22 protein-coding genes and 2 pseudogenes are annotated in these 20,235 nt (G+C 62.5%); 11 read left to right on the top strand and 13 right to left on the bottom strand.

Annotated features, from left to right (window positions below; all coding sequences use genetic code 11):
* Positions 1–26 precede the first annotated feature (26 nt).
* On the top strand, positions 27–710 hold the full coding sequence (locus tag NKJ73_RS02500; protein ID WP_352468341.1) for a helix-turn-helix transcriptional regulator: 684 nt from the start codon (positions 27–29) through the stop codon (positions 708–710).
* Between the two features lie 86 nt (positions 711–796).
* Positions 797–1,165: a VOC family protein gene (locus NKJ73_RS02495; protein WP_352568229.1), complete on the top strand. Its 369-nt coding sequence runs from the start codon at positions 797–799 to the stop codon at positions 1,163–1,165.
* Positions 1,166–1,263: 98 nt separating this feature from the next.
* Here NKJ73_RS02495 and lhpI read toward each other — a convergent pair whose 3' ends face one another.
* The 4 genes from lhpI to sppA all read right to left on the bottom strand — a co-directional run bounded on the left by lhpI (position 1,264) and on the right by sppA (position 3,987).
* Positions 1,264–2,232 (bottom strand): bifunctional Delta(1)-pyrroline-2-carboxylate/Delta(1)-piperideine-2-carboxylate reductase, encoded by a 969-nt coding sequence (lhpI, locus tag NKJ73_RS02490; RefSeq protein WP_352568228.1) that lies wholly within the window; start codon positions 2,230–2,232, stop codon positions 1,264–1,266.
* A 52-nt stretch (positions 2,233–2,284) separates the two neighbouring features.
* Positions 2,285–2,617, bottom strand: a complete 333-nt coding sequence (locus tag NKJ73_RS02485; protein ID WP_023675260.1) for a LapA family protein — start codon at positions 2,615–2,617, stop codon at positions 2,285–2,287.
* A gap of 47 nt (positions 2,618–2,664) precedes the next feature.
* Positions 2,665–2,949, bottom strand: a complete 285-nt coding sequence (locus NKJ73_RS02480) for an integration host factor subunit beta (RefSeq protein ID WP_023675261.1) — start codon at positions 2,947–2,949, stop codon at positions 2,665–2,667.
* An 81-nt stretch (positions 2,950–3,030) separates the two neighbouring features.
* Positions 3,031–3,987 (bottom strand): signal peptide peptidase SppA, encoded by a 957-nt coding sequence (sppA, locus tag NKJ73_RS02475; RefSeq protein ID WP_352568227.1) that lies wholly within the window; start codon positions 3,985–3,987, stop codon positions 3,031–3,033.
* 308 nt (positions 3,988–4,295) lie between these two features.
* Between sppA and lptC the strand changes: the two genes are divergently transcribed.
* The 6 genes from lptC to ptsN all read left to right on the top strand — a co-directional run bounded on the left by lptC (position 4,296) and on the right by ptsN (position 9,537).
* Positions 4,296–5,009, top strand: a complete 714-nt coding sequence (gene lptC / locus NKJ73_RS02470) for an LPS export ABC transporter periplasmic protein LptC (protein WP_352568226.1) — start codon at positions 4,296–4,298, stop codon at positions 5,007–5,009.
* The gene (locus NKJ73_RS02465) at positions 4,996–5,595 is read left to right on the top strand and encodes an LptA/OstA family protein (RefSeq protein WP_023675264.1); all 600 of its coding nucleotides are present in this window, start codon (positions 4,996–4,998) and stop codon (positions 5,593–5,595) included. The genes lptC and NKJ73_RS02465 overlap by 14 nt, the downstream gene beginning before the upstream one ends.
* Entirely contained in the window at positions 5,595–6,413 is an 819-nt protein-coding gene (gene lptB / locus NKJ73_RS02460) for an LPS export ABC transporter ATP-binding protein (RefSeq protein ID WP_023675265.1), read from the top strand. Before NKJ73_RS02465 ends, lptB begins: the two co-directional genes overlap by 1 nt.
* 197 nt (positions 6,414–6,610) lie before the next feature.
* Positions 6,611–8,137, top strand: a complete 1,527-nt coding sequence (gene rpoN, locus NKJ73_RS02455) for an RNA polymerase factor sigma-54 (RefSeq protein WP_352568225.1) — start codon at positions 6,611–6,613, stop codon at positions 8,135–8,137.
* Between the two features lie 291 nt (positions 8,138–8,428).
* Entirely contained in the window at positions 8,429–9,013 is a 585-nt protein-coding gene (gene hpf / locus NKJ73_RS02450) for a ribosome hibernation-promoting factor, HPF/YfiA family (protein ID WP_023675267.1), read from the top strand.
* 59 nt (positions 9,014–9,072) lie between these two features.
* Positions 9,073–9,537, top strand: a complete 465-nt coding sequence (gene ptsN, locus NKJ73_RS02445) for a PTS IIA-like nitrogen regulatory protein PtsN (protein WP_023675268.1) — start codon at positions 9,073–9,075, stop codon at positions 9,535–9,537.
* 111 nt (positions 9,538–9,648) lie between these two features.
* Here ptsN and NKJ73_RS02440 read toward each other — a convergent pair whose 3' ends face one another.
* Together NKJ73_RS02440 and NKJ73_RS02435 are read right to left on the bottom strand one after the other, a co-directional pair.
* Positions 9,649–9,906 (bottom strand): BQ00720 family protein, encoded by a 258-nt coding sequence (locus NKJ73_RS02440; protein ID WP_023675269.1) that lies wholly within the window; start codon positions 9,904–9,906, stop codon positions 9,649–9,651.
* A 63-nt stretch (positions 9,907–9,969) separates the two neighbouring features.
* Positions 9,970–10,395 (bottom strand): Hsp20 family protein, encoded by a 426-nt coding sequence (locus NKJ73_RS02435; RefSeq protein ID WP_023675270.1) that lies wholly within the window; start codon positions 10,393–10,395, stop codon positions 9,970–9,972.
* A gap of 144 nt (positions 10,396–10,539) precedes the next feature.
* On the opposite strand from NKJ73_RS02435, the gene NKJ73_RS02430 reads away from it, so the two are divergent.
* On the top strand, positions 10,540–11,481 hold the full coding sequence (locus NKJ73_RS02430) for a nucleoside hydrolase (protein ID WP_352453985.1): 942 nt from the start codon (positions 10,540–10,542) through the stop codon (positions 11,479–11,481).
* A 697-nt stretch (positions 11,482–12,178) separates the two neighbouring features.
* Here NKJ73_RS02430 and NKJ73_RS02425 read toward each other — a convergent pair.
* From NKJ73_RS02425 to NKJ73_RS02405, 5 genes are all read right to left on the bottom strand, one after another.
* Positions 12,179–12,313, bottom strand: a complete 135-nt coding sequence (locus NKJ73_RS02425) for a hypothetical protein (protein WP_352568224.1) — start codon at positions 12,311–12,313, stop codon at positions 12,179–12,181.
* Between the two features lie 78 nt (positions 12,314–12,391).
* Positions 12,392–13,006, bottom strand: a complete 615-nt coding sequence (locus NKJ73_RS02420) for a LysE family translocator (RefSeq protein WP_352568222.1) — start codon at positions 13,004–13,006, stop codon at positions 12,392–12,394.
* A gap of 98 nt (positions 13,007–13,104) precedes the next feature.
* Entirely contained in the window at positions 13,105–14,565 is a 1,461-nt protein-coding gene (locus tag NKJ73_RS02415) for an amidase (RefSeq protein ID WP_352568220.1), read from the bottom strand.
* A gap of 6 nt (positions 14,566–14,571) precedes the next feature.
* Complete coding sequence (locus tag NKJ73_RS02410; RefSeq protein WP_352568218.1) at positions 14,572–15,480, bottom strand: ribokinase; 909 nt, start codon at positions 15,478–15,480, stop codon at positions 14,572–14,574.
* 116 nt (positions 15,481–15,596) lie between these two features.
* The gene (locus NKJ73_RS02405) at positions 15,597–16,490 is read right to left on the bottom strand and encodes a methylated-DNA--[protein]-cysteine S-methyltransferase (protein WP_352568217.1); all 894 of its coding nucleotides are present in this window, start codon (positions 16,488–16,490) and stop codon (positions 15,597–15,599) included.
* 115 nt (positions 16,491–16,605) lie between these two features.
* Here NKJ73_RS02405 and NKJ73_RS02400 point away from each other — a divergent pair, with 115 nt between their 5' ends.
* Positions 16,606–17,100 (top strand): class I SAM-dependent methyltransferase, encoded by a 495-nt coding sequence (locus tag NKJ73_RS02400; protein ID WP_352568216.1) that lies wholly within the window; start codon positions 16,606–16,608, stop codon positions 17,098–17,100.
* Positions 17,101–17,345: 245 nt separating this feature from the next.
* Here NKJ73_RS02400 and NKJ73_RS02395 read toward each other — a convergent pair.
* Positions 17,346–17,839, bottom strand: a pseudogene (locus NKJ73_RS02395) (DUF2244 domain-containing protein).
* A gap of 22 nt (positions 17,840–17,861) precedes the next feature.
* Here NKJ73_RS02395 and nth point away from each other — a divergent pair.
* Complete coding sequence (gene nth / locus NKJ73_RS02390; RefSeq protein ID WP_023675282.1) at positions 17,862–18,683, top strand: endonuclease III; 822 nt, start codon at positions 17,862–17,864, stop codon at positions 18,681–18,683.
* Between the two features lie 44 nt (positions 18,684–18,727).
* Here nth and NKJ73_RS02385 read toward each other — a convergent pair.
* Positions 18,728–20,230, bottom strand: a pseudogene (locus NKJ73_RS02385) (tripartite tricarboxylate transporter permease); the annotation flags it as partial.
* Between the last annotated feature and the right edge of the window lie 5 nt (positions 20,231–20,235).

Raw genomic sequence — 20,235 nt, 5'->3', positions numbered from 1 at the left:
TCGTGATTGAAACTAGGTCATGATTCATGTCCCGTGCTGAACGCCTGCTCGACCTGATCCAGATCCTGCGCCGGCATCGCCGGCCGGTCAGCGGCCGCAGCCTTGCGGGCGAAATGGGTGTGTCGATCCGCACGCTCTATCGCGATATCGCCACGCTGCAGGGGCAGGGCGCGCCGATCGAGGGCGAGGCGGGGTTGGGTTACGTGCTCAGGCCCGGTTTCATGCTGCCGCCCTTGATGTTCACCGATGAGGAGATCGAGGCGATCGTGCTCGGTTCGCGCTGGGTGGCCAAGCAGCCGGACTGGCGGCTTGCGAACGCCGCCACCGACGCGCTGGCCAAGATCGCCGCGGTGCTGCCGGACGATTTGCGCGAAGAGCTCGACGCCTCGACGCTGTTGGTCGGGTCGCGCACCGAGGTCACCGAAGGCATCGATCTCGGCGTGGTGCGGCAGGCCATCCGCGAGGAGCGCAAGCTGAGCTTTGTCTATCGCGACGCCGGCGGCGCTGCCTCCGAGCGCACCGTCTGGCCGTTCGCACTCGGCTTCTTCGACAAGGTGCGCGTCGTCGCGGCCTGGTGCGAGATGCGCCAGGATTTCAGGCACTTTCGCGCCGACCGGATATCCGGCCTCAATGCCACCGAGATGCGCTATCCGCGTCGCCGTCAGGTGCTGCTCAAAGAATGGCGGGCGACGCTCGACACGCCAAGCTAAGGCTGCTGCTCAGTTGAGACTGCTGCCAGAATCTGGCAGTGGCGTACGGTATGCTCCTCCAGTCGAAACCATCTGGAGAGCAATTCATGACACCGCCCAATTTCGTCATCCTCTTTGTCGACAAGCCTGAGCAAAGCGGCGCCTTCTACAGCGCGCTGCTTGGGCGGCAGCCGGTCGAGACCTCGCCGACCTTCGTGCTGTTCGTGCTCGACAACGGCTTCAAGCTCGGCCTCTGGTCGCGTCACACCGTGGAACCGGCCGCCGCGGCAGCAGGCGGTGGCGCCGAGATCGTCTTTGCGCTGGACACGCCGGGTGCCGTCGACGCCACCCATGCCGAGTGGGCCGGCCGCGGGCTGAAAATTCTGCAGACGCCGACCGACATGGATTTCGGCCGCACCTTCGTCGCGCTTGATCCCGACAGCCACCGGCTGCGGGTTTATTGGCAAAGGCAGTAGGGCAGTAGGGCAGTAGGCGAGAGCAAAGTAGCACTAGGCGCGGCGCCGCACGATTAGCACGGTTTCCTACTGCCCTACTGCCCTACTGCCCTACTGCCCTACTGCCCTACACTTGCCCGATACACGGCAATGCCGGCGGCGAGGTCCTCGAGGGCCGCGCCGACCGACTTGAACAGCGTGATGTCATCGTCGTTCTGCCGGCCTTTTTTCTGGCCGCGCGCCAGTTCATAGAGATCGGCGACGATGGCTTCCGGCTTCAGAACGCCGGAGGCCAGCGGCTGGACGATATCGCCTGCCTCCTTGGTGGCGCCGGCGCGGGTGTCGACATAGACCCGGGCGCGTGCAATCGCGTCGTCGTCGCTTTCGCGCATCGCCGGCGTGAAGCCGCCAACCAGATCGACATGGGCGCCGGGATTCAAGAGTGCGCCCTTGATCAGTGGCATGGTGGTGATGGTCGCCGACGACACGATATCGGCCTTTCCGAGTTCGGCGTCGAGATCGCCTGCTGCTTCGGCCGCAAAACCCTCGGCACGCAATCTTGCCGCGACCTTTTCGGCGTTGGCCGGCGTGCGGTTCCAGATGCGGATGTTCTTGATCGGACGTACCGCCGAATGCGCCTTTGCAAGGAACGGCGACAGCGCGCCGGCGCCCACTATCAGCAGCCGCGATGCGTCCGCGCGGGCCAGATAGGAGGCGGCCAGCGCCGACGCACAGGCCGTGCGCCACTGTGTCAGCCGCTGGCCATCGATCAAGGCCTGAGGCTCGCCGGTGGCGCCGTCGAGCAACAGGTAAAGCCCCATCACCGCGGGCTTGCCGACGGCATTGTTGTCGGGCGACACGGTGACGATCTTGACGCCGATATGGCCATCGGCCGAGGTGCCGGCTGCGTTGAAGTCGGTCCAGGCCGGCATCAAAAGCAGCGTCGAGGCGGCGCCATCGGGCCGCTCAACCGTGTGATGGTGCCTGACCGGCTGCACGGCGCCATCGCGAAAAGCGGCGCGCAACGTCTCGACCAGCCCGGAAAAGGTCAGCGCGCGGTCGACCTCGGCGGCGGAAATGGTCAGCATGAAAGGCTCCGTGGAGAACTAGGCCGGTTGTGCTTCAGGCCCGAGCCGCGGCTCAGTTCGTCGGCTTCGGCAAGGCTGGGCCCTGCGACGCGGTGGGCGCGCGGCTGACCGCCTGGCGCAGGTTCTCTGCCTCGGCGCCGCGCTGGCGCGCCAGCTTGCGGTAGCGGCCCTGCTTGGTCCAGGTAGCCAGGCTGCCGACGATCATGCCGATGGCCAGCGCCAGGAATAGGAAAATGAAGAGCGGCATGGTCAGCGTCAGCGCCGGATTGCCGGGGTTGAACGGATCGAGCGTGAAGGCGACCGGTTCGCGGTTGGCGACGGCCAACGCAATCAGGATGACGGCCAGCGGCACGAAAACCACGATGAGGAGAAAGCGATTGAACATGTTTTTCCGTTCGGAAGAAAAGGCGGGAGCGGTGGCGGGCGCCGCGCCTATTTGCCTCCGTTCAGCCTTTCACGCAATTCCTTGCCGGTCTTGAAGAACGGTACCCATTTCTCCTCGACCTCTACGGATTCGCCGGTGCGCGGGTTGCGGCCGGTACGGGCAGGGCGGTTTTTCACCGAAAACGCGCCGAAGCCGCGCAACTCGACCCGGTTGCCCTCGGCAAGCGCGTCGGTGATTTCATCGAAGATGGCGCTGACAATGTTTTCGACGTCGCGCAGGAAAAGATGCGGATTACGCGTGGCGATGATCTGCACAAGTTCGGATTTGATCATGAAAAGGCTCCCCGTAAAAGCAGTGCCGCCGAAATTATCAGAATGATTTTATTTGGTTTTTCACTCGTCCCAAGCGGTTCCTCAAGGGTGCCAGACGGAAACGAGACCGTCAAGAAACAAGCGGTCCGCTCCAATTTCGTGAAGGACGTCGCCGCCATGGCCGGGCAGGCCAAGCGCAGCACCGACGGTCTGCGCCATCGCCTTGGAGAACAGGAAACCACCACGTTTTTCCGTGTCCTTCCATTCCACCACCTTGAGCTTGGCATCGACACCCTTGCCTGCAAGCCAGTCGATTGCTTCGGCCTCGCCGCCGACCGCGTCGATCAATCTGTTGGTGACCGCCTGCCGGCCGGTGAAGATCGACCCGTCTGCGAGCGCCAGCGCCTCCGGCTTGGTCATGTTGCGGCGCTCGGCGACGATGCCGACGAACCAGTCGTAGCTGTCGAGGATGAGCTTGCGGACCATGGCGCGCTCATCGTCATTGGTCGGCTTGAAGGGAGAAGGCGAGGCCTTCAAGGGCGAGGATTTCACCTCCTCCAGCTTGACGCCGAGCTTGTCCATGAGGCCGCTGACGTCCGGGTACTGGATCAGCACGCCGATCGAGCCGACGATCGAGGATTTGCGTGCGACAATATGGTCGGCCGCGGTGGCGATCATATAGCCCGCCGAAGCCGCGAGCGTGCCGACCTCGGCCACCACCGGCTTGTCGGCGGCGAGCTTGCGCACTGCCTCATAGATCGACTCGCCACCGACGGTGGTGCCGCCGGGTGAATCGATCGACAGGATCACAGCCTTGACGCGCGGCGACTGACGGATTGCCTCCAGCCGCTTGATCAGTTCTTCGTCTTCGGTGATGGTACCTTCGATCTTGACCTTGGCGATGTGGTCGACAGCCGCGCCGGTGAAGTCGTCACCATAGATCCATGCCGAGAAGGCGATCAGTCCGGCTGCTGCGACGATAATCGCCGCAACACGCCAGAATGTCAGCTTGCGGCGCAAGCGGCGGCGGTCGATCAGGTCGTCGGCTCTCAATGCCATGGTCAGCCTCGTAGTCGGTGGGAGCAGATGCTTTTAAAGCAACCATTCGCGCCCGGCTACCGTTTCCTGACGGCCTTGCGCCAAAGGCCGTCTTAGGCATTCGCGGCAAGCCTCAACCTGTCACGTTCTACAGGCTCTAACACTGTGCGCCCATATCTGGTATGAGGTACAGGCTGCGCTGGGGCCATTTTCATTGTACAGGGGCGGCTGTCACATTTTTGCGGTTTTCCTCGGCTTGTGCTTGCTTGAGGGCGCCGGCACCCCACCTATAGGGCGGCCTGGCGGGCAGGGGTTTAGAAGAAGCAGTCATGTTAGCGGGACCAATCGAACCGACCAACACCGAGACGGAGTTGGCTCCCAAGGCCGCAGGCCGGGCGCGGGTCGACGCGTTTGACGTTGCGCAGCGTCATTCGCGCCGGGTCCGTATCCTCAAGCTGGCCGTGCCGCTGGTCGCTGCCGTGATTGCGGTCGCGTTTCCGGTCTATTCCTATCTCATGGCTCCCGCTGCAATCGAGGTGCAGGCCGACGGCGGCGCCTTTGCCGATGGCAAGCTGGTGATGGCCAATCCCAAGCTCAACGGCTTCACCAAGCAGGACCTGCCCTATTCGATGACGGCCCTGCGCGCCATACAGGACGTCAGCAAACAGGGCATCATCGATCTGGAAGGCATCAAGGCCAAGCTGCCGATTGCGGCCGACAACACGGCCGCCATCAACGCCACGCACGGCACCTACGATCGCGACGGCAACACGCTCAGCCTGACCAGCGATGTGACCGTGTCGACGACGGATGGTGTGGTGGCAAAATTCAAATCAGTCTATCTCGACATGGGCGAAGGCACTATGAAGACAAGCGAGCCCGTCGATGTCAGCCGCGGCGGGTCGCGGATCAGGGCGGATTCGATGTCGGTCCAGGACAATGGCAAGGTCCTGGTTTTCGAGAACAAGGTGCGCGTCGACATCGATCCCGCCAGTTTGAAGGCGGCAGAGGCAAAGAGCGGAGAGACCAATGCGGTTCAGTAGTTCGGCACGGCGCCTCGCCGCGATTTCGGCGTTGCTAACCTTGGGGCTGACCTTGGGGACGGCGCCGTCGCTGGCGCAGTCCAAGGCCACCAGCCAAATGTCCGGCCTCAGGCTGTCGGGCGACAAGCCGATCCAGATCGAAAGCGACAAGCTCGAGGTGCGCCAAGCGGAAAGCGTTGCCGTCTTCACCGGCAACGTCAACGTCGTCCAGGGTCCAACTGTGCTCAAGGCCGGCAAAATGACGGTCTATTACGTCAGGGATGCAGGCGCCGCCAAAAGCGCCCAGCCGGCGGGTGCCGCGGCAATGACCGGATCCGCCAACATCGACCATCTCGAGGTCGACGATAAGGTCTACATCAAATCGGACAATCAGGTTGCCACCGGCGACCGCGGCACTTTCGACATGAAGACCGAAGTGCTGGTGCTTTCGGGCAGCAAGGTCGTGCTCTCGCAAGGCGACAACGTGCTTGTCGGCTGCAAGCTCACTGTGCAGATGAAGAGCGGCCTTGCCCAGGTCGACGCCTGCGGCGGCCGCGTCATGATGTCGATCACGCCGCCGGCGAAGTCTGGAGCAGCGAAACCCTGATGACCGGCATATCGTCGCTGCTGGCGCGTCTTCCAGGGCGCGCCGCCAGCCAACTTGCGGCACCGGCCAGGGTCACCGTCGAAGCGGCAAAGTTCAAGGGAACCTTGATCGCCAAGGGGCTGACCAAAAGCTACAAGGGCCGCAAAGTCGTCAGCGGCGTGACGCTGGGCGTGCGCGCCGGCGAGGCGGTTGGGCTGCTCGGCCCCAACGGCGCCGGCAAGACGACCTGTTTCTACATGGTAACCGGCCTGGTGCCGGTCGATGAAGGCACGATCGAAATCGACGGTTTCGACGTCACGTCGATGCCGATGTATCGCCGCGCCCGTCTCGGCATCGGCTATCTGCCGCAGGAAGCCTCGATTTTTCGCGGCCTGAATGTCGAGCAAAACATCCGGGCCGTGCTCGAAGTGGTCGAAAAGAGCCGCAAGGAGCGTGAGCGCCTGCTCGACGAATTGCTCGAGGAATTTCACATCAGCCATCTGCGCAAGGCTCCGTCGCTGTCGCTCTCCGGCGGTGAGCGGCGACGCCTCGAAATTGCCCGCGCCTTGGCAACCCGCCCCGCCTACATGTTGCTCGACGAACCTTTCGCCGGCATCGATCCGATCGCCGTCGCCGACATCCAGCAGCTCGTGCGCCACTTGACGGCACGTGGCATCGGCGTTCTGATCACCGACCACAATGTCCGCGAGACACTTGGCCTGATCGACCGCGCCTACATCATCCATGCCGGCCAGGTGCTGACCCATGGTCGAGCCGACGAAGTGGTCGCAAATGCCGATGTGCGGCGGCTTTATCTCGGCGAGGGATTTACGCTCTAAGTGCGAAATTCCGGCTCGAGCGGGATTTCCGGCGTAGTCCAGCAGCTTTTTCTTCAATTTTCTGCCTGAAAACGCTCCGACAGGCGAGTTTTACCGCTCCTCGCCTTGACAAGCAAAAGCCGGGCCAGTTTCTATGCTGGCCTGGAAAATTCCTTCCAGCAGTGCGGGTGCGTAGACGGAGCGTTTGAAACCGAACCATGGCGTTGGCGGCAAAACTACAGCTACGACAGTCGCAGTCGCTGGTGATGACGCCGCAGCTGATGCAGTCGATCCGCCTGCTGCAGTTCACCCATCTCGAGCTGGAACGCTTCATCGACGACGAGATCGAACGCAATCCCCTGCTGGAACGCGCCGAACCGCAGGAGGACGCCGCCAGCGACCAGGCGCAGAAGGGCGACGCCGCATCGGAACCGGCTGCCGACGGCGACTGGTTCGAGGCGGAAACGGCGTGGAGCGCCGAGGCGATCTCGGAAAAGCTCGATACGTCGCTGGAAAACCTGTTTCCTGACGATCCTGGTACGAGCGAGCGGCTCGGGCCCGACCTGACGGCACAATGGAAATCGGCGTCCGGCAACGGCTCCACCTCTTCCTCCGACGGCTTCGACGTCGCGGATATGGCGGCGGCGGCCATCACGCTGCGCGACCATGTCGGCGAGCAGGTGGCGCTCGCCTTTGCTGATCCGGCGGCGTGCCTGATCGCCGGCGAGCTTGCCGACGGCCTCGACGAGGCCGGCTACATGCGTGCCGACATGGCCGAGATCGCCGCCCGCCTCGGCACGGACGCCACGGCGATGGCACCGGTCCTGGCGGTCTGCCAGACATTTGAGCCAGCCGGCATATTCGCCCGCGACCTCGCCGAATGCCTGTTGCTGCAGCTGGCCGTGCGCGACCGGCTCGATCCGGCGATGAAGGTGCTGATCGCCAATCTCGAACTCCTGGCACGGCGCGATTTCCAGACGCTGAAGCGGATTTGCGGCGTCGACGAGGAGGATCTGCTCGACATGCTGGCCGAGATCCGGGCGCTCGACCCGCGGCCTGGAATGGCGTTTTCGCGCGGTGCCAGCGATGCGATCGTGGCCGACGTCGAGGTGCGTGCAGCCAATGACGGCAGCTGGACGGTCGAGCTCAATGCCGAGACGCTGCCGCGCGTGCTGGTCGATCACATCTATTTCGCCCAGGTCACGCCACATGCGAAAAACCAGGCGGAAAAGGATTTCCTTGCCGAATGCCTGCAGAACGCCAACTGGCTCACGCGCAGCCTCGACCAGCGGGCGAAGACCATTCTCAAGGTGGCCTCTGAGATCGTGCGCCAGCAGGACGCTTTTCTCGTCCACGGCGTGCGGCACCTGAAGCCGCTCAACCTGCGCACGGTGGCGGACGCCATCGGCATGCACGAATCAACGGTCAGCCGGGTCACGGCAAACAAATACATGCTGACGCCGCGCGGTGTGTTCGAGCTGCGCTATTTCTTCACCGCCTCGATCGCTTCGTCAGGTGGCGGCGATGCGCATTCGTCGGAAGCGGTGCGCGACCGCATAAAGCAGCTGATCGACGAGGAGAAAGCCATCGATGTGCTTTCCGACGATGCCATCGTGGACATGCTGCGGGAAAGCGGCGTCGACATCGCCAGGCGCACGGTGGCCAAATACCGGGAAGGCATGAACATACCCTCTTCGGTGCAGCGGCGGCGCGAAAAACGCGCTTTGGCCAGCGCCGGCCGTTGATCTCCGGCGGAATTTCCACAGCTTTCGCCCTTCATTGACAAGCGGCGACGAAGTGGCTAGAAGCCCGCCCGCATGAGACGGGCTGGCGAGTGGATTTGAGTTCGCCGATGCCCGCACGAGAGATGGTCCGTCACGACGTAGGCCACGGGACGGCCAAGAAGGCGGCTTGTGATCAACCGGAAAGTTCGGATCTAAAATCGGCGCAAGTGACGCCGCAAAAGCTTGTGCGCGCGGACCACGAGTATAAACTCGGGACAGTTTGAAGCCTGAGCAAGGAAGGTCAGTTTTCAGATGACACTGCGCATATCGGGAAAACACATGGATATCGGCGATGCGTTCCGTACGCGCATCAACGACCGTGTCGGGGAAGTGATCGGGAAATATTTCGATCGGGGCTTTTCAGGGCAAATCGTAGTCGTCAAATCGGGGTCGCGCTACACGGCCGATTGCATGATCCGGCTGGACTCCGGTGCTTCGCTGCAGGCGACCGGCGATGCCCAGGATCCAACGCTTGCCTTCGATACCGCGGCAGACCGTCTGGAAACGCGCCTCAGGCGCTACAAGCGCCGGCTGAAGTCGCACAATTCAGGCAATAGCAACGGCGAGCTCACCGACGTCGCCTATACGGTGATGGCGCCGCTTGCCGACGACGAGGAGGACATACCGGAGAATTTCGCGCCGGCCATCGTCGCCGAATCGACTATGACGCTGCGGACCATGTCGGTGGCGTCAGCGGTGATCGAACTCGACACCAAGGACAGCCCGGTCCTGGTCTTCCGCAATGCCGGAAATGACCATCTCAACATCGTCTATCGCCGGCCGGACGGGAATATCGGCTGGATCGACCCGTCCACGGCCAAGGTCGCGCAGGGGTAAAGACCAGCCGCACGCGAGCGTGGGGACTGGCGACGGCAGGCGAACAAGGGATTTCAAGCATGGATCTGAGCGATCTCGTCAGCGTTCCGGCAATCATGCCGGCGTTGAAGGCGAACTCCAAAAAGCAGCTGCTGCAATTGCTGTCCGAAAGGGCGGCGGCAATTTCCGGCATTCCGGAGCGAGAGGTGTTCGACACCATCCTGCAACGCGAGCGGCTCGGCTCCACCGGCGTCGGCAACGGCATCGCCATTCCGCACGGCAAGCTGGCTGGGGTGAAGCGGATCGCCGGCGTTTTTGCCCGGCTGGAGACACCGGTGGACTTCGAGGCCCTCGATGATCAGCCGGTCGACCTGGTGTTTCTGCTTTTGGCTCCCGAAGGTGCCGGCGCCGACCACCTCAAGGCGCTGTCGCGCATCGCGCGGGTGCTGCGCGACGCCGACACGGTTGCCAAGATCAGGGGCACGCGCGACGCCGTGGCCATCCATGCGCTGCTGTCGGACACGCAGGCCTCGCACGCCGCTTGAGGTTTTGATTAAATCCTTTGAAGGGCCGCCGTGAGCGGCCCTGTCCGTTTCCAGCCAGATCGCTGCGCCGTATTTGTCAGTCGATGGCGCCAATGTTGGTGGATAGCGACGTTAGTGGATAGCGACCGGGGTCAGATCGTTTTCCAGCGCGCCAGCCAGTGCCCGGTCGCGAGCGTCCGAAAGCAGGATCGGCTGGCCATTAGCGGCAAACAGGGCCCACAGTTCCAGACCCGGCGCGATTTCGCCGAGGCCCGGGAAACGGCCGCGCAGATCGTCGCTCGACACTTTCCTGAGATAGGCGACCGAACCTTCGCCGAGATGGGCGAATTCGCCGCTGGTCATGATGATATTCTCGTTAGTTCTGGTCATTTCAAGCCTCCTTGCCGCGAGACGCCGCTCAAGGCCATCCCGCATGAGAGCTATCGGCAAAAATCAGTCTTTCACCGATATGTTTATTTTTCGTACCAGCCGTTCGGATTCCGGCCGATCGAGATCGATCGACAGAAGGCCGTTCTTCAATTCCGCCGCAATCACCCGCATGCCGTCGGCCAGCACGAAACAGCGCTGGAACTGGCGCGCGGCGATGCCGCGGTGGAGAAATTCGCGCTCGGTGTCGTCGTTCTGACGGCCGCGCACGACCAACTGGTTCTCCTCCGTTGTGACATCGAGATCGCTTTCCGCGAAACCGGCGACGGCGAGCGTGATACGCAGCCTTTCGGTTTTGCCGTCGGCACCGCTGAGGCGCTCGATGTTGTAGGGAGGATAGCTGTCACCGGACTTTGCCAAGCGCTCCAGCGTCTTTTCCATGGAATCGAAACCGAGGAGAAGCGGGCTGGAAAAAGGCGTCATTCGGCTCATGTTACAGTGTCCTCTCAAGAGCGACATAAAGTGGAAAAACCCGGATGGCATTTTTCCCGATGGTCTTGATATGGTCCGCCGCCCGGCAGACTTCAAGCCGTCACACGTCCCGCCCAAAAAGACTTGCCAAAACAAGGAATTGAAATGCCCCAATCCCGCAGGATCATCATCGACACTGACCCCGGCCAGGACGATGCCGTCGCCATATTGCTGGCGCTCGGCAGCGCCGAGCTGGAGATCGTCGGCATCACCGCGGTGGCCGGCAACGTGCCGTTGAAACTTACCGAAAAAAACGCCCGCAAGATCTGCGAGCTGGCCGGCCGGCCGGACGTCAAGGTCTATGCAGGCGCCATCCGGCCGCTGGCGCGCGAACTGGTCACCGCCGAGGAAGTGCATGGCAAGACCGGCCTCAACGGGCCGCAACTGCCCGAACCAAAGATGAAACTGCAGGAAGAGTATGCGGTCGATTTCATAGTCGAGACACTGATGAGGGAGGAGAGCGGCACGATCACGCTTTGCGCGCTCGGGCCGCTCACCAACATTGCGTTGGCGCTGATCCGCGAGCCGAAAATCGCGCCGCGCATCAAGGAAATCGTGCTGATGGGCGGCGGCTTCTTCGAGGGCGGCAACGTCACGCCGACCGCCGAGTTCAACATCTATGTCGATCCGCATGCCGCCGATGTCGTGTTCAAATCCGGCATTCCGATCGTGATGATGCCGCTGGACGTCACCCACAAGGCGCTGACCACCGCCAAGCGCACGAAGGCCTTCCGCAAGCTCGGCACCAGGGTCGGCACGGCCACCGCGGACATGCTGGAATTCTTCGAACGTTTCGACGAGGAGAAATACGGTACCGACGGCGGCCCGCTGCACGATCCTTGCGTGATCGCGTATCTGCTGAAGCCGAAGCTGTTCAAGGGTCGCAACTGCAATGTCAGCGTGGAAACCGCCTCGGAGCTCACGATGGGCATGACGGTGATCGACTGGTGGGGGGTGACCAAGCGGCCGAAGAACGCCATGGTAATGCGCGACATCGACCATGATGCGTTTTTCGCGCTGTTGCTGGAAAGGCTGGGGCGGCTTTAGGGCTGCTCAGTAGTTGAGCAGGCGGTAGGTGGTGGTACCGTCCTGGCGTTGCTGTTCTTCGATCGAGACTTCCGATCCGATCATGTGGGGTGTTTCCACCTCACCATCGACAAATATCCGAGCGTTGCCGTCATGGAGGCGGACTTCATATCTATAATAAAGTCCATGTCCGACGGAACCTTTCGGATTTAGAGGCATCGTCGCAACATCTTCGACGGTGCGTCCTACGAGTTGTGTGCCAGTGATCGGACTGTTCTGCCTAGTTACAATCGGCACAGCGATCGCGAGAGCGAGCGCGCACAAAATTGTGATGCCAACAACTCTGTCGCGAAACTCTTCCCGAAGCAAAAGAATGCGGGTTCTAAGAGAAATATTTGTCGGCCCCATATCTTAGAGTTGAGTAGCATAGGGGCATTGTTCAAGAGCGATTCCCCGAAAAAGCCATGTCACTCGCTTCACCTTTGAAAACAGCTTATCGATCGATCGTCGTTCAATTTGCAAACCGGTAAAAGACGAAGCCATTGTCGCGCGTGACGCGCTCGATGCCTACGCGCGAGCCGATCAGATGCGGGAGGTCGTCGTAAACGAGGACCGTCGAACCGTTCTCAAGGACCAGCAGATATTGGATATTGCGCCCTTTACCCTGTCCACTTTTGATCGTTGCATCGACCGGTCGACCGACCGGATCGGACTTGCGTCATTCGCCCATTTGTTCAGAGCCGACGGAACCATCGCCGCGAACAAACCAATGAACAGGATCACGCCAAACGCGTTCCTTTTCAAACCCGCGTAAGTCCACGGCATAGACATGAATCCCCAACTGTTGATCCATGTGGTGGCCTGAAGGCCGACTTTCAATCGGCCTTCCTATTCCAGGATGCTGCTGTTGGCGTCGCCGGGCTCGCGGCCGTTACTTCGCCTTGGAAAACGCCAGCCACAGGCCGCCGCCGACCAGGAAGCTGCCGCTGATCCTCGACAAGAGCTTGACGCGGCCGGCCGACAGCAGGCGTCCGGCGCGGCCGGCGGCCAGCGCGTAGGTCGAATCCGAGACGGCGGCGAAGATCATCGCAGTGAAACCCATGACGCCGATCTGTAACGCGTAATTGCCTTCAGGCGCGATGAACTGCGGAAAGAAGGCGCCGAAGAACACCAGTGTCTTTGGATTGCTGATCGCCACCAGCAGCCCCTGCAAAAAGAAGCCGCCACGCGGCCTTTTTGCCGATCCGTCGGCGTTAAGCTTGCCTTTCGAGCGGAACATCTGCACGCCCATCCAGATCAGGTAAGCGGCGCCGATCAGCCGGACCCATTCGAACCAGTGGCCCATGCCGGCGATCAGCGAGGTCAGCCCGATGCCGACGATGGCGATCATGATGGCTAGCCCGGCCTGGGTGCCGGCGACATTGGCGAGCCCGGCGCGCGAGCCGTGGCGGATGCTGTTGGCAATGATCAGCGTCACCGTCGGCCCCGGCACCAGGATGATGACGATGCAGGCGACGACATAGGTGGCGTAGAGTTCCAGCGACATTTTTTCCCTCCACAGATGCCGCTCGTGCGGCGCGCTGTCGCGATCAATGCATGGCGATGAGTTGCGTGCAAGTCGGCGCCGACAATGCGGAGTTGATTTCAGCAGGCGCCGGCCTGCCATGGCAGCGTTGCCTCATAGGCCGCAGCCGCCCTCAGCACTGAGAGGTCACCGCGCGGCCGCCCGATCAATTGCATGCCCATCGGCCTGCCCCTGGCGTCGAAGCCCGCCGGTACGTTGACCGCCGGGCAGCCGCCCAGCGTGGCGAACGCTGAAACCTGCATCCAGCGATGATAGCTGTCCATGGCACGCCCGGCCACTTCCCTTGGCCAGTGGGTGACGACATCGAAGGGAAAGACCTGTGCGGCTGGCAGCGCAATCAGGTCGAAACGCTCGAAGAGCGACAGCAGCATTCGATGCCAGGACGAGCGCCTCACCGTGGCGGCGTGGATCTGCGGCGCGGTGAGGCGCAGTGCATGTTCCACCTCCCAAACGGCCTCCGGCTTCAGCAGACTGCGTTTCGAGGGATCGTCGTAATGCGCCTTGAGTGCACAACCGCTGCTCGCCTGGCGAAGCGTTACAAAGGCCTGCCACAGGGCTTCGAAGTCGCATCCCGGCATCAGCGGCTCGGCCTCGAAGGATACAACCGCGAACCGGTCGAGTGCTGCCTCGCAAAGCTGTAGAATGCCTGCTTCAACCGGCAGATGGCCTTCGAGATCGCCGAGCCAGGCGATGCGCCCGCCGGCCGCCGGTGCTTCCAGCCCTTCGAGGAACGAGCCTGGCTTATCATGCGACAGCGGCGCGCGAGGATGATAACCGGCCTGAACGTCGAGCAGCAACGCCATGTCACGCACGTTACGCCCCATCGGCCCTTCGACGCCCATTTGCGCAAGAAACACATCAAGGTCAGGGCCGGCCGGCACCAATCCCTGCGATGGACGGAAGCCATAGACATTGTTGTAGGCAGCGGGATTGCGCAGGGAACCGCCAAAATCGCTGCCATCGGCAACGGGAACCATGTCGAGCGCCAGCGCGACCGCCGCACCGCCGCTCGAGCCGCCGGCGGTCAGCGCCGGGTCAAATGCGTTGAGCGTCTGTCCGAACACGGTGTTGTAGGTGTTGGAGCCGAGCCCGAATTCGGGAACGTTGGTCTTGCCGATGATGATCGCGCCGGCCTTGCGGACGCGCTCGACGAAGAAGTCGTCTTCCTCAGGCACGAAATCGGCGAAGATCGGCGAGCCGAAGGCGGTTCTCAGGCCTTTTGTCAGCGCAAGATCCTTGATCGCGATCGGCAGGCCGAACAGCGATCCGGTATCTCCTCCTCGCGCCAGATGAGCGTCAGCGCTGTCGGCCTCGCGCAGGATGTCGGCACGCTCACGCAATGAAACGATAGCGTTGACCAGCGGGTTCACCGCCTCGATCCTGTCGAGGAATGCCGCGACCACTTCGCGCACCGAAAGCTGCCGGCGCCTGATCTTCCCGGCAAGCTCCACGGCAGACAGGCGGCAGATGTCGCCGGCGGGCGGCACCGCGTGCTTCGTCGTCGGGCGCATGGCTGTCATCCCGCTTTAGCCTGCAGATTTCTGCAGGGCGGCATCGACGTCCCTGGCCAGCGGGATGGCCGGCTGTGCACCGGCCTTCAGGCAGGCCAGCGAACCGGCTGCGGCAGCGCGGGCAAGCGCCTGGTCGAGCGGCAGGCCGGCTGCCAGCCCGGCTGCAAAATAGCCGCAGAACGTGTCGCCGGCGCCGACCGTATCGAGCGGACTGATCTTCAGCGCCGGAACCATCAGGAGATCGTCCGGCGTTGCCGCCAGAACGCCGTCCGCGCCAAGCGTGACGACGATGGTGCGCCCGGTTCTCGCGGCATAGTCGCGCATCCGTGCCGGGCGGTCGCGGCCATTCAACGACAGCGCTTCGCCGTAGAGGTCGAACTCGGTTTCGTTGGCGACGAGATAGTCGGCCTTGCCGAGGAAGCCGGCCGCGTCGCCATGGAAAGGTGCGGTGTTGAGCACTGTGATCGCGCCGGCCGTGCTTGCCGCGTCGAGTGCTGCCTCGACGGTCTGCAGCGGGATCTCCAGTTGCAGCAGCACGACGTCGCCGTTTTTTACGAAAGCCTTGGAAAGGTCACCCGGCACGACCGAATCATTGGCGCCCGGCACAACGGCGATCACGTTCTCGCCGTCGGCGCCGACCATGATCAACGCGGTACCGGTCGAGGCAAAGGTCTCGCCGACGCCGGACAGGTCGATCTTGCCGTCGCGCAGCAGCGCCAGAGCGTCGCTGGCGAAGCTGTCCTTGCCGACCGCGCCGACCATGCGCACCTTGGCGCCGGCGCGGGCGGCGGCCAGCGCCTGGTTGGCGCCCTTGCCGCCGGGGGCGGTAGCGAAACCGGAGCCGCGCACGGTCTCGCCGGGACCGGGCAAGCGGTCGACACTTGCGATGAGATCGAGATTGATGGAGCCGATGACGACGATCAAGAAGTGCCTCCCGCTAGCGCATACCACTCTAATTGCGCGGGAAGCTACTCCGTAAGATCGCTGCTTGTCACCCTAGCGGTCCTTGCATCGCTCCTATCGTTCCATTTGTTGGCTATTCAAGAAGAGACCTGTCCCGCCTCCCAGCCGAGGATGGCGCGTTTGCGGGTCAGGCCCCAATGGTAGCCGGTCAGCGCGCCGGACTTGCCGAGAGCCCGGTGGCACGGCACGACGAAGGACATCGGATTGGCACCGACCGCGGCACCGACAGCCCGGCTGGCGCTCGGTGCGCCGATGCGCGCGGCGATTGAGGAATAGGTGCAGGCCTGGCCCATCGGAATACGCAGCAAGGCTTCCCAGACGCGGACCTGGAAGTCGGTGCCGATCATGACGACGCGCAGCGGCTGGTCGGCGCGCCACAGCGTCGGATCGAAGATGCGCGCGGCATAGGGCGCCGTTGCAGCCATGTCCTCGACATAGGTCGCATTCGGCCAGCGGCTGGACATGTCGGCAAAGGCCGCACGCTCGCCGCCTGGGTCGTTGAAGGCGAGGCCGGCAAGGCCGCGGTCCGTCACCATGATCAGCGCGATGCCGAAAGGCGAGATATGATAGCCGTAGCGGATGGTGAGCCCTGCGCCGCGGGTCTTGTAATCGCCCGGCGACATCGCTTCGTGGGTGACGAACAGATCGTGCAGCCGGCCTGGGCCGGACATGCCGAGTTCGAACGAGGTTTCAAGCAGCGGCATGCCGGCATCGAGCAGCTTGCGCGCATGATCGAGGGTGACGGCCTGCAGAAAAGCCTTGGGCGACAGGCCGGCCCAGCGGGTGAACAGCTTCTGCAGCCCGGTCGGCGTCTCGCCGACCTCCTCGGCCAGCACTTCCAACGAAGGCTGGTCGCGATAGTCGAGGCTGATCTTTTCGATGGCACGACGGACGATTTCGTAGTCTCCACCTTCAGGCGTGATGTCTTTCTGAAGGATTGCTGTCGTTTTGAGAGGCATTTGGGCGTTCATGGCAGTATCTCCTTGAGTGCGAATATCGTCCTTCGCGGCGCCGATCACCACCCGAAACTTGCTTTCCCGCGGCATGTACCCAGATAGAGCTGGGCTTTGAATGGGGAGGACGGTCGTGGCTGGTGAAAAAGTAAACCTGACCGGGGCAAAGGAGACTTTGCTTTTGACACTTTACGGCAAGGCGCTGGAGAGCCGGCTGCCCAATTCGCTGCTCAGGGACTACTTTGCCGACGAGGCGGTGCGCAACATCGACTATGATTTCTCACGGCTCAAGGTCGACAACAATCTCGGCATCGGTCTAGCAATCAGGGCAAAGACGCTGGACGTCTGCGTTCAGGACTTTCTCGCCCGAAATCCTGACGCCATCGTACTGCATCTCGGGTGTGGGCTCGATACGCGCATATTCCGTATCGACCCGCCAGCCGGCGTGGACTGGTTCGACGTCGACTATCCCGAAGTCATCGATCTCAGGCGCAAGCTCTATCCAGTGCGGGATCACTACCATCTGATCGCTTCGTCGGTCACCGAACCTGGATGGCTGAACAAAGTACCTCGGGATCGCCCGGCCATAGTCGTGGCGGAAGGCCTGACTATAGTCGCCTGGGACTGAAGATCATTCGCCTCAATTCCTCCTTCCGCGCCACCGGCGCCGAGGTCCACTGGAGCATCGAGAACCCGCATGAATTGGAGCGAGCCGTTCCGAAGCTGCGGTTCGTCGAGGACATCCCTGCCTATAAGCCGGAACATGCCGCTCGCATGCGCTGGTTCGCGAAACTGTTCGTTCGCCTTTGGAAATATATTCCAGCATTGCGCAAGATCGGCAGGCTGTTGCGCTATCGGTTCTGAAACGCTGGCTCAGCGCGCCTTGGCGGCTGCCAGAGCGCGCGAAAATGCGGTGGCAAAACTTTCGCGGTCGGCAGGGTTGAGGAAGCCGCCGATCGAGACGGTTTTTCCTTGCGCCTCGACCGCCATTCTGGTGATGCCGATCTCGGCGTGGCGGGCGATCGAAAAGCGCGCCCAGAACGGATTGAAGCGGTGTGCTTCCGATTTGCCTGACGGGGCAGTCTTGCGGATGTCGAGGCTGGTGCGCGACACCGATACCTCCTCGCGAGCCCGGGCGGCACGATAATTGGCGCGGAAGGCGATGTAGACGGCGATCACGTCGAGGCCGAAGAAGCCGAACACCGGCCAGGCGCCGCGCGACAGAAAAAAGCTCCGGTCACCAGCCAGCCGAACAGCAGGGCGCCCATCAGGATGGCAAAGCCGGTCTTGCCCAGCGACCGGTGCGGTGTCAGCAGCGCCTGGAAAAATGGCTCGTCGGCCTGAAATGAGGCGTTTGTGTCGCTCATTGGGGAATATTATAGGAAGGCAATGACAAGCCCCAAGCCCAAAAACTCTTCTGCGCTAAAAAAAGACCTGTTGCCCGGCCGCCGCGACGGCTCGAACGTCAAGCCGCGTCCGCGGCCGGCGAGATCGCGGGCGCTTTACAGCGCGGCCGAGGTGCATGAGATTTTCCGGCGCTTTTCCGTTCAGCGGCCGGAACCGAGGGGCGAGCTCGAACATATCAACGCCTTCACGCTGTTGGTGGCGGTGGTGCTTTCGGCTCAGGCGACGGACGCCGGCGTCAACAAGGCGACGCGGGCGCTGTTCAAAATCGCCGACACGCCGCAAAAGATGCTGGCGCTAGGCGAGGCCAAGCTCGGCGACCATATCCGCACCATCGGGCTATGGCGCAACAAGGCCAAGAACGTCATCGCGCTGTCGGAGGCGCTGATCCGCGACCATGGCGGCGAGGTGCCTGAGGATCGCGATCAACTGGTCGAGCTGCCGGGTGTCGGCCGCAAGACCGCCAACGTCGTGCTCAACGTGGCATTCGGCCAGCATACGATGGCGGTCGACACGCACATCTTCCGCATCGGTAACAGGCTCGGCCTGGCGCCGGGCAAGACGCCGGAACAGGTCGAGCAAGGTTTCCTGAAGATCATTCCGGATGAATATATGCGGCACGCGCATCATTGGCTGATCCTGCACGGCCGCTATGTCTGCAAGGCGCGCAAGCCGGATTGCCCGGCCTGCGTCATCGCCGATATCTGCAAGGCCAAGGAAAAGACGACCAGCGTGCCTGCACCGCTGGTCGAGATCGCGCCGCTCGGGCCAGTAGAAGCGGCTACTGAGTCAGTGCCCGGCAAGTGACTCTGAAGTTCCTCGTATGTGGCGCCGTCCACATACGAGGAACTCTCCTCGACGAACACCTCCTCGCGCTTCTTCCTGACCGCGGGGAGAAACACGATGACGAGCACGGCAAGCGCGATGAGGAGCAGGCTGGCGCTGATCGGCCGCGTCACGAAGGTGCTCGGATCGCCGCGCGAGAGGATCATGGCGCGGCGTAGGTTTTCCTCGAGCAGCGGGCCGAGCACGAAGCCGAGCAGCAGCGGCGCAGGTTCGCAGCGCAGCTTGGTCAGGAGGTAGCCAAGCAAGCCGAAGAAGGCGACGGCATAGAGGTCGTAGACGTTGGTGTTGACGCTGTAAACGCCGATCGAGCAGAACGCCATGATGATCGGGAAGAGCACATAGTAGGGGATGGTAAGAAGTTTCACCCAAAGCCCGATCAGCGGCAGGTTCAAGATGATCAGCATCAGATTGCCGATCCACATCGAGGTGATGATACCCCAAAACAGTGCAGGCTGTTCGATGGCGACATTGGGGCCGGGCACGATGCCCTGGATGATCATCGCGCCGATCATCAGCGCCATTACCGGGTTGGCCGGAATGCCGAGCGTCAGCATCGGGATGAAGGAGGTTTGGGCGCCGGCATTGTTGGCCGATTCCGGTCCGGCGACGCCTTCGATGGCGCCCTTGCCGAATTCCCCGGGATTTTTCGAGACACGTTTTTCGACGGTGTAGGAGGCAAAGGCGGCAAGGATCGCGCCGCCTCCCGGCAGGATGCCGAGCGCCGAACCGATGATCGTTCCGCGCACGATGGGAGCCGCCATGCGCCGAAAATCTTCGCGGGTCGGCATAAGGCCGGAGATCTTTCGGATCAGCACGGAACGCTCATGCTCGTTTTCGAGGTTGCGCAGTATCTCGGCGACGCCGAAGACACCGACCGCCACTGCGACGAAATTCAGCCCGTCGGCATATTCGCGGATACCGAGTGTGAAGCGGGGCGTACCGGTGTAGATATCGGTGCCGACAAGTCCCAGCAGCAGGCCGAGCACGACCATAGCCAGCGCCTTGACGATCGAGCCGTGGGCGAGCGCGACGGACGAGACCAGGCCGACGATCATCAGCGAAAAATACTCGGCCGCGCCGAATCTCAGCGCTATCGCCGTCAGCGGTGGGGCAAAGATGGCGACGAGGAAGGTCGACACCGTGCCGGCAAAGAACGAGCCTATCGCCGCGGTCGCCAGGGCTGCTCCGGCGCGGCCGTTCCTGGCCATCTGATAGCCGTCGATTGCGGTGACGGCCGACGAGGATTCGCCGGGCATGTTGATGAGAATGGCGGTGGTCGAGCCGCCATACTGCGCGCCGTAATAGATGCCGGCGAGCATGATGAGAGAGGAAACCGGGTCGCCGATCTGGAAGGTGATCGGCAACAGCATGGCGATGGTTGCGGTGGCACCGATGCCGGGCAGAACGCCAATCAGCGTGCCGAGAAGGACGCCGATCAGGCAGAAACCGAGGTTTGCCAAAGATGTGGCTGTCGAAAAGCCGAGTGCGAGGTTGTTGAGGAGTTCCATTTCAT

The organism is Mesorhizobium sp. M0074, from assembly GCF_040322975.1.
GTDB lineage: Bacteria > Pseudomonadota > Alphaproteobacteria > Rhizobiales > Rhizobiaceae > Mesorhizobium.
The sequence above is the reverse complement of the archived record's forward strand: the minus strand, read 5'-3'. Positions and strand labels throughout refer to the sequence as shown.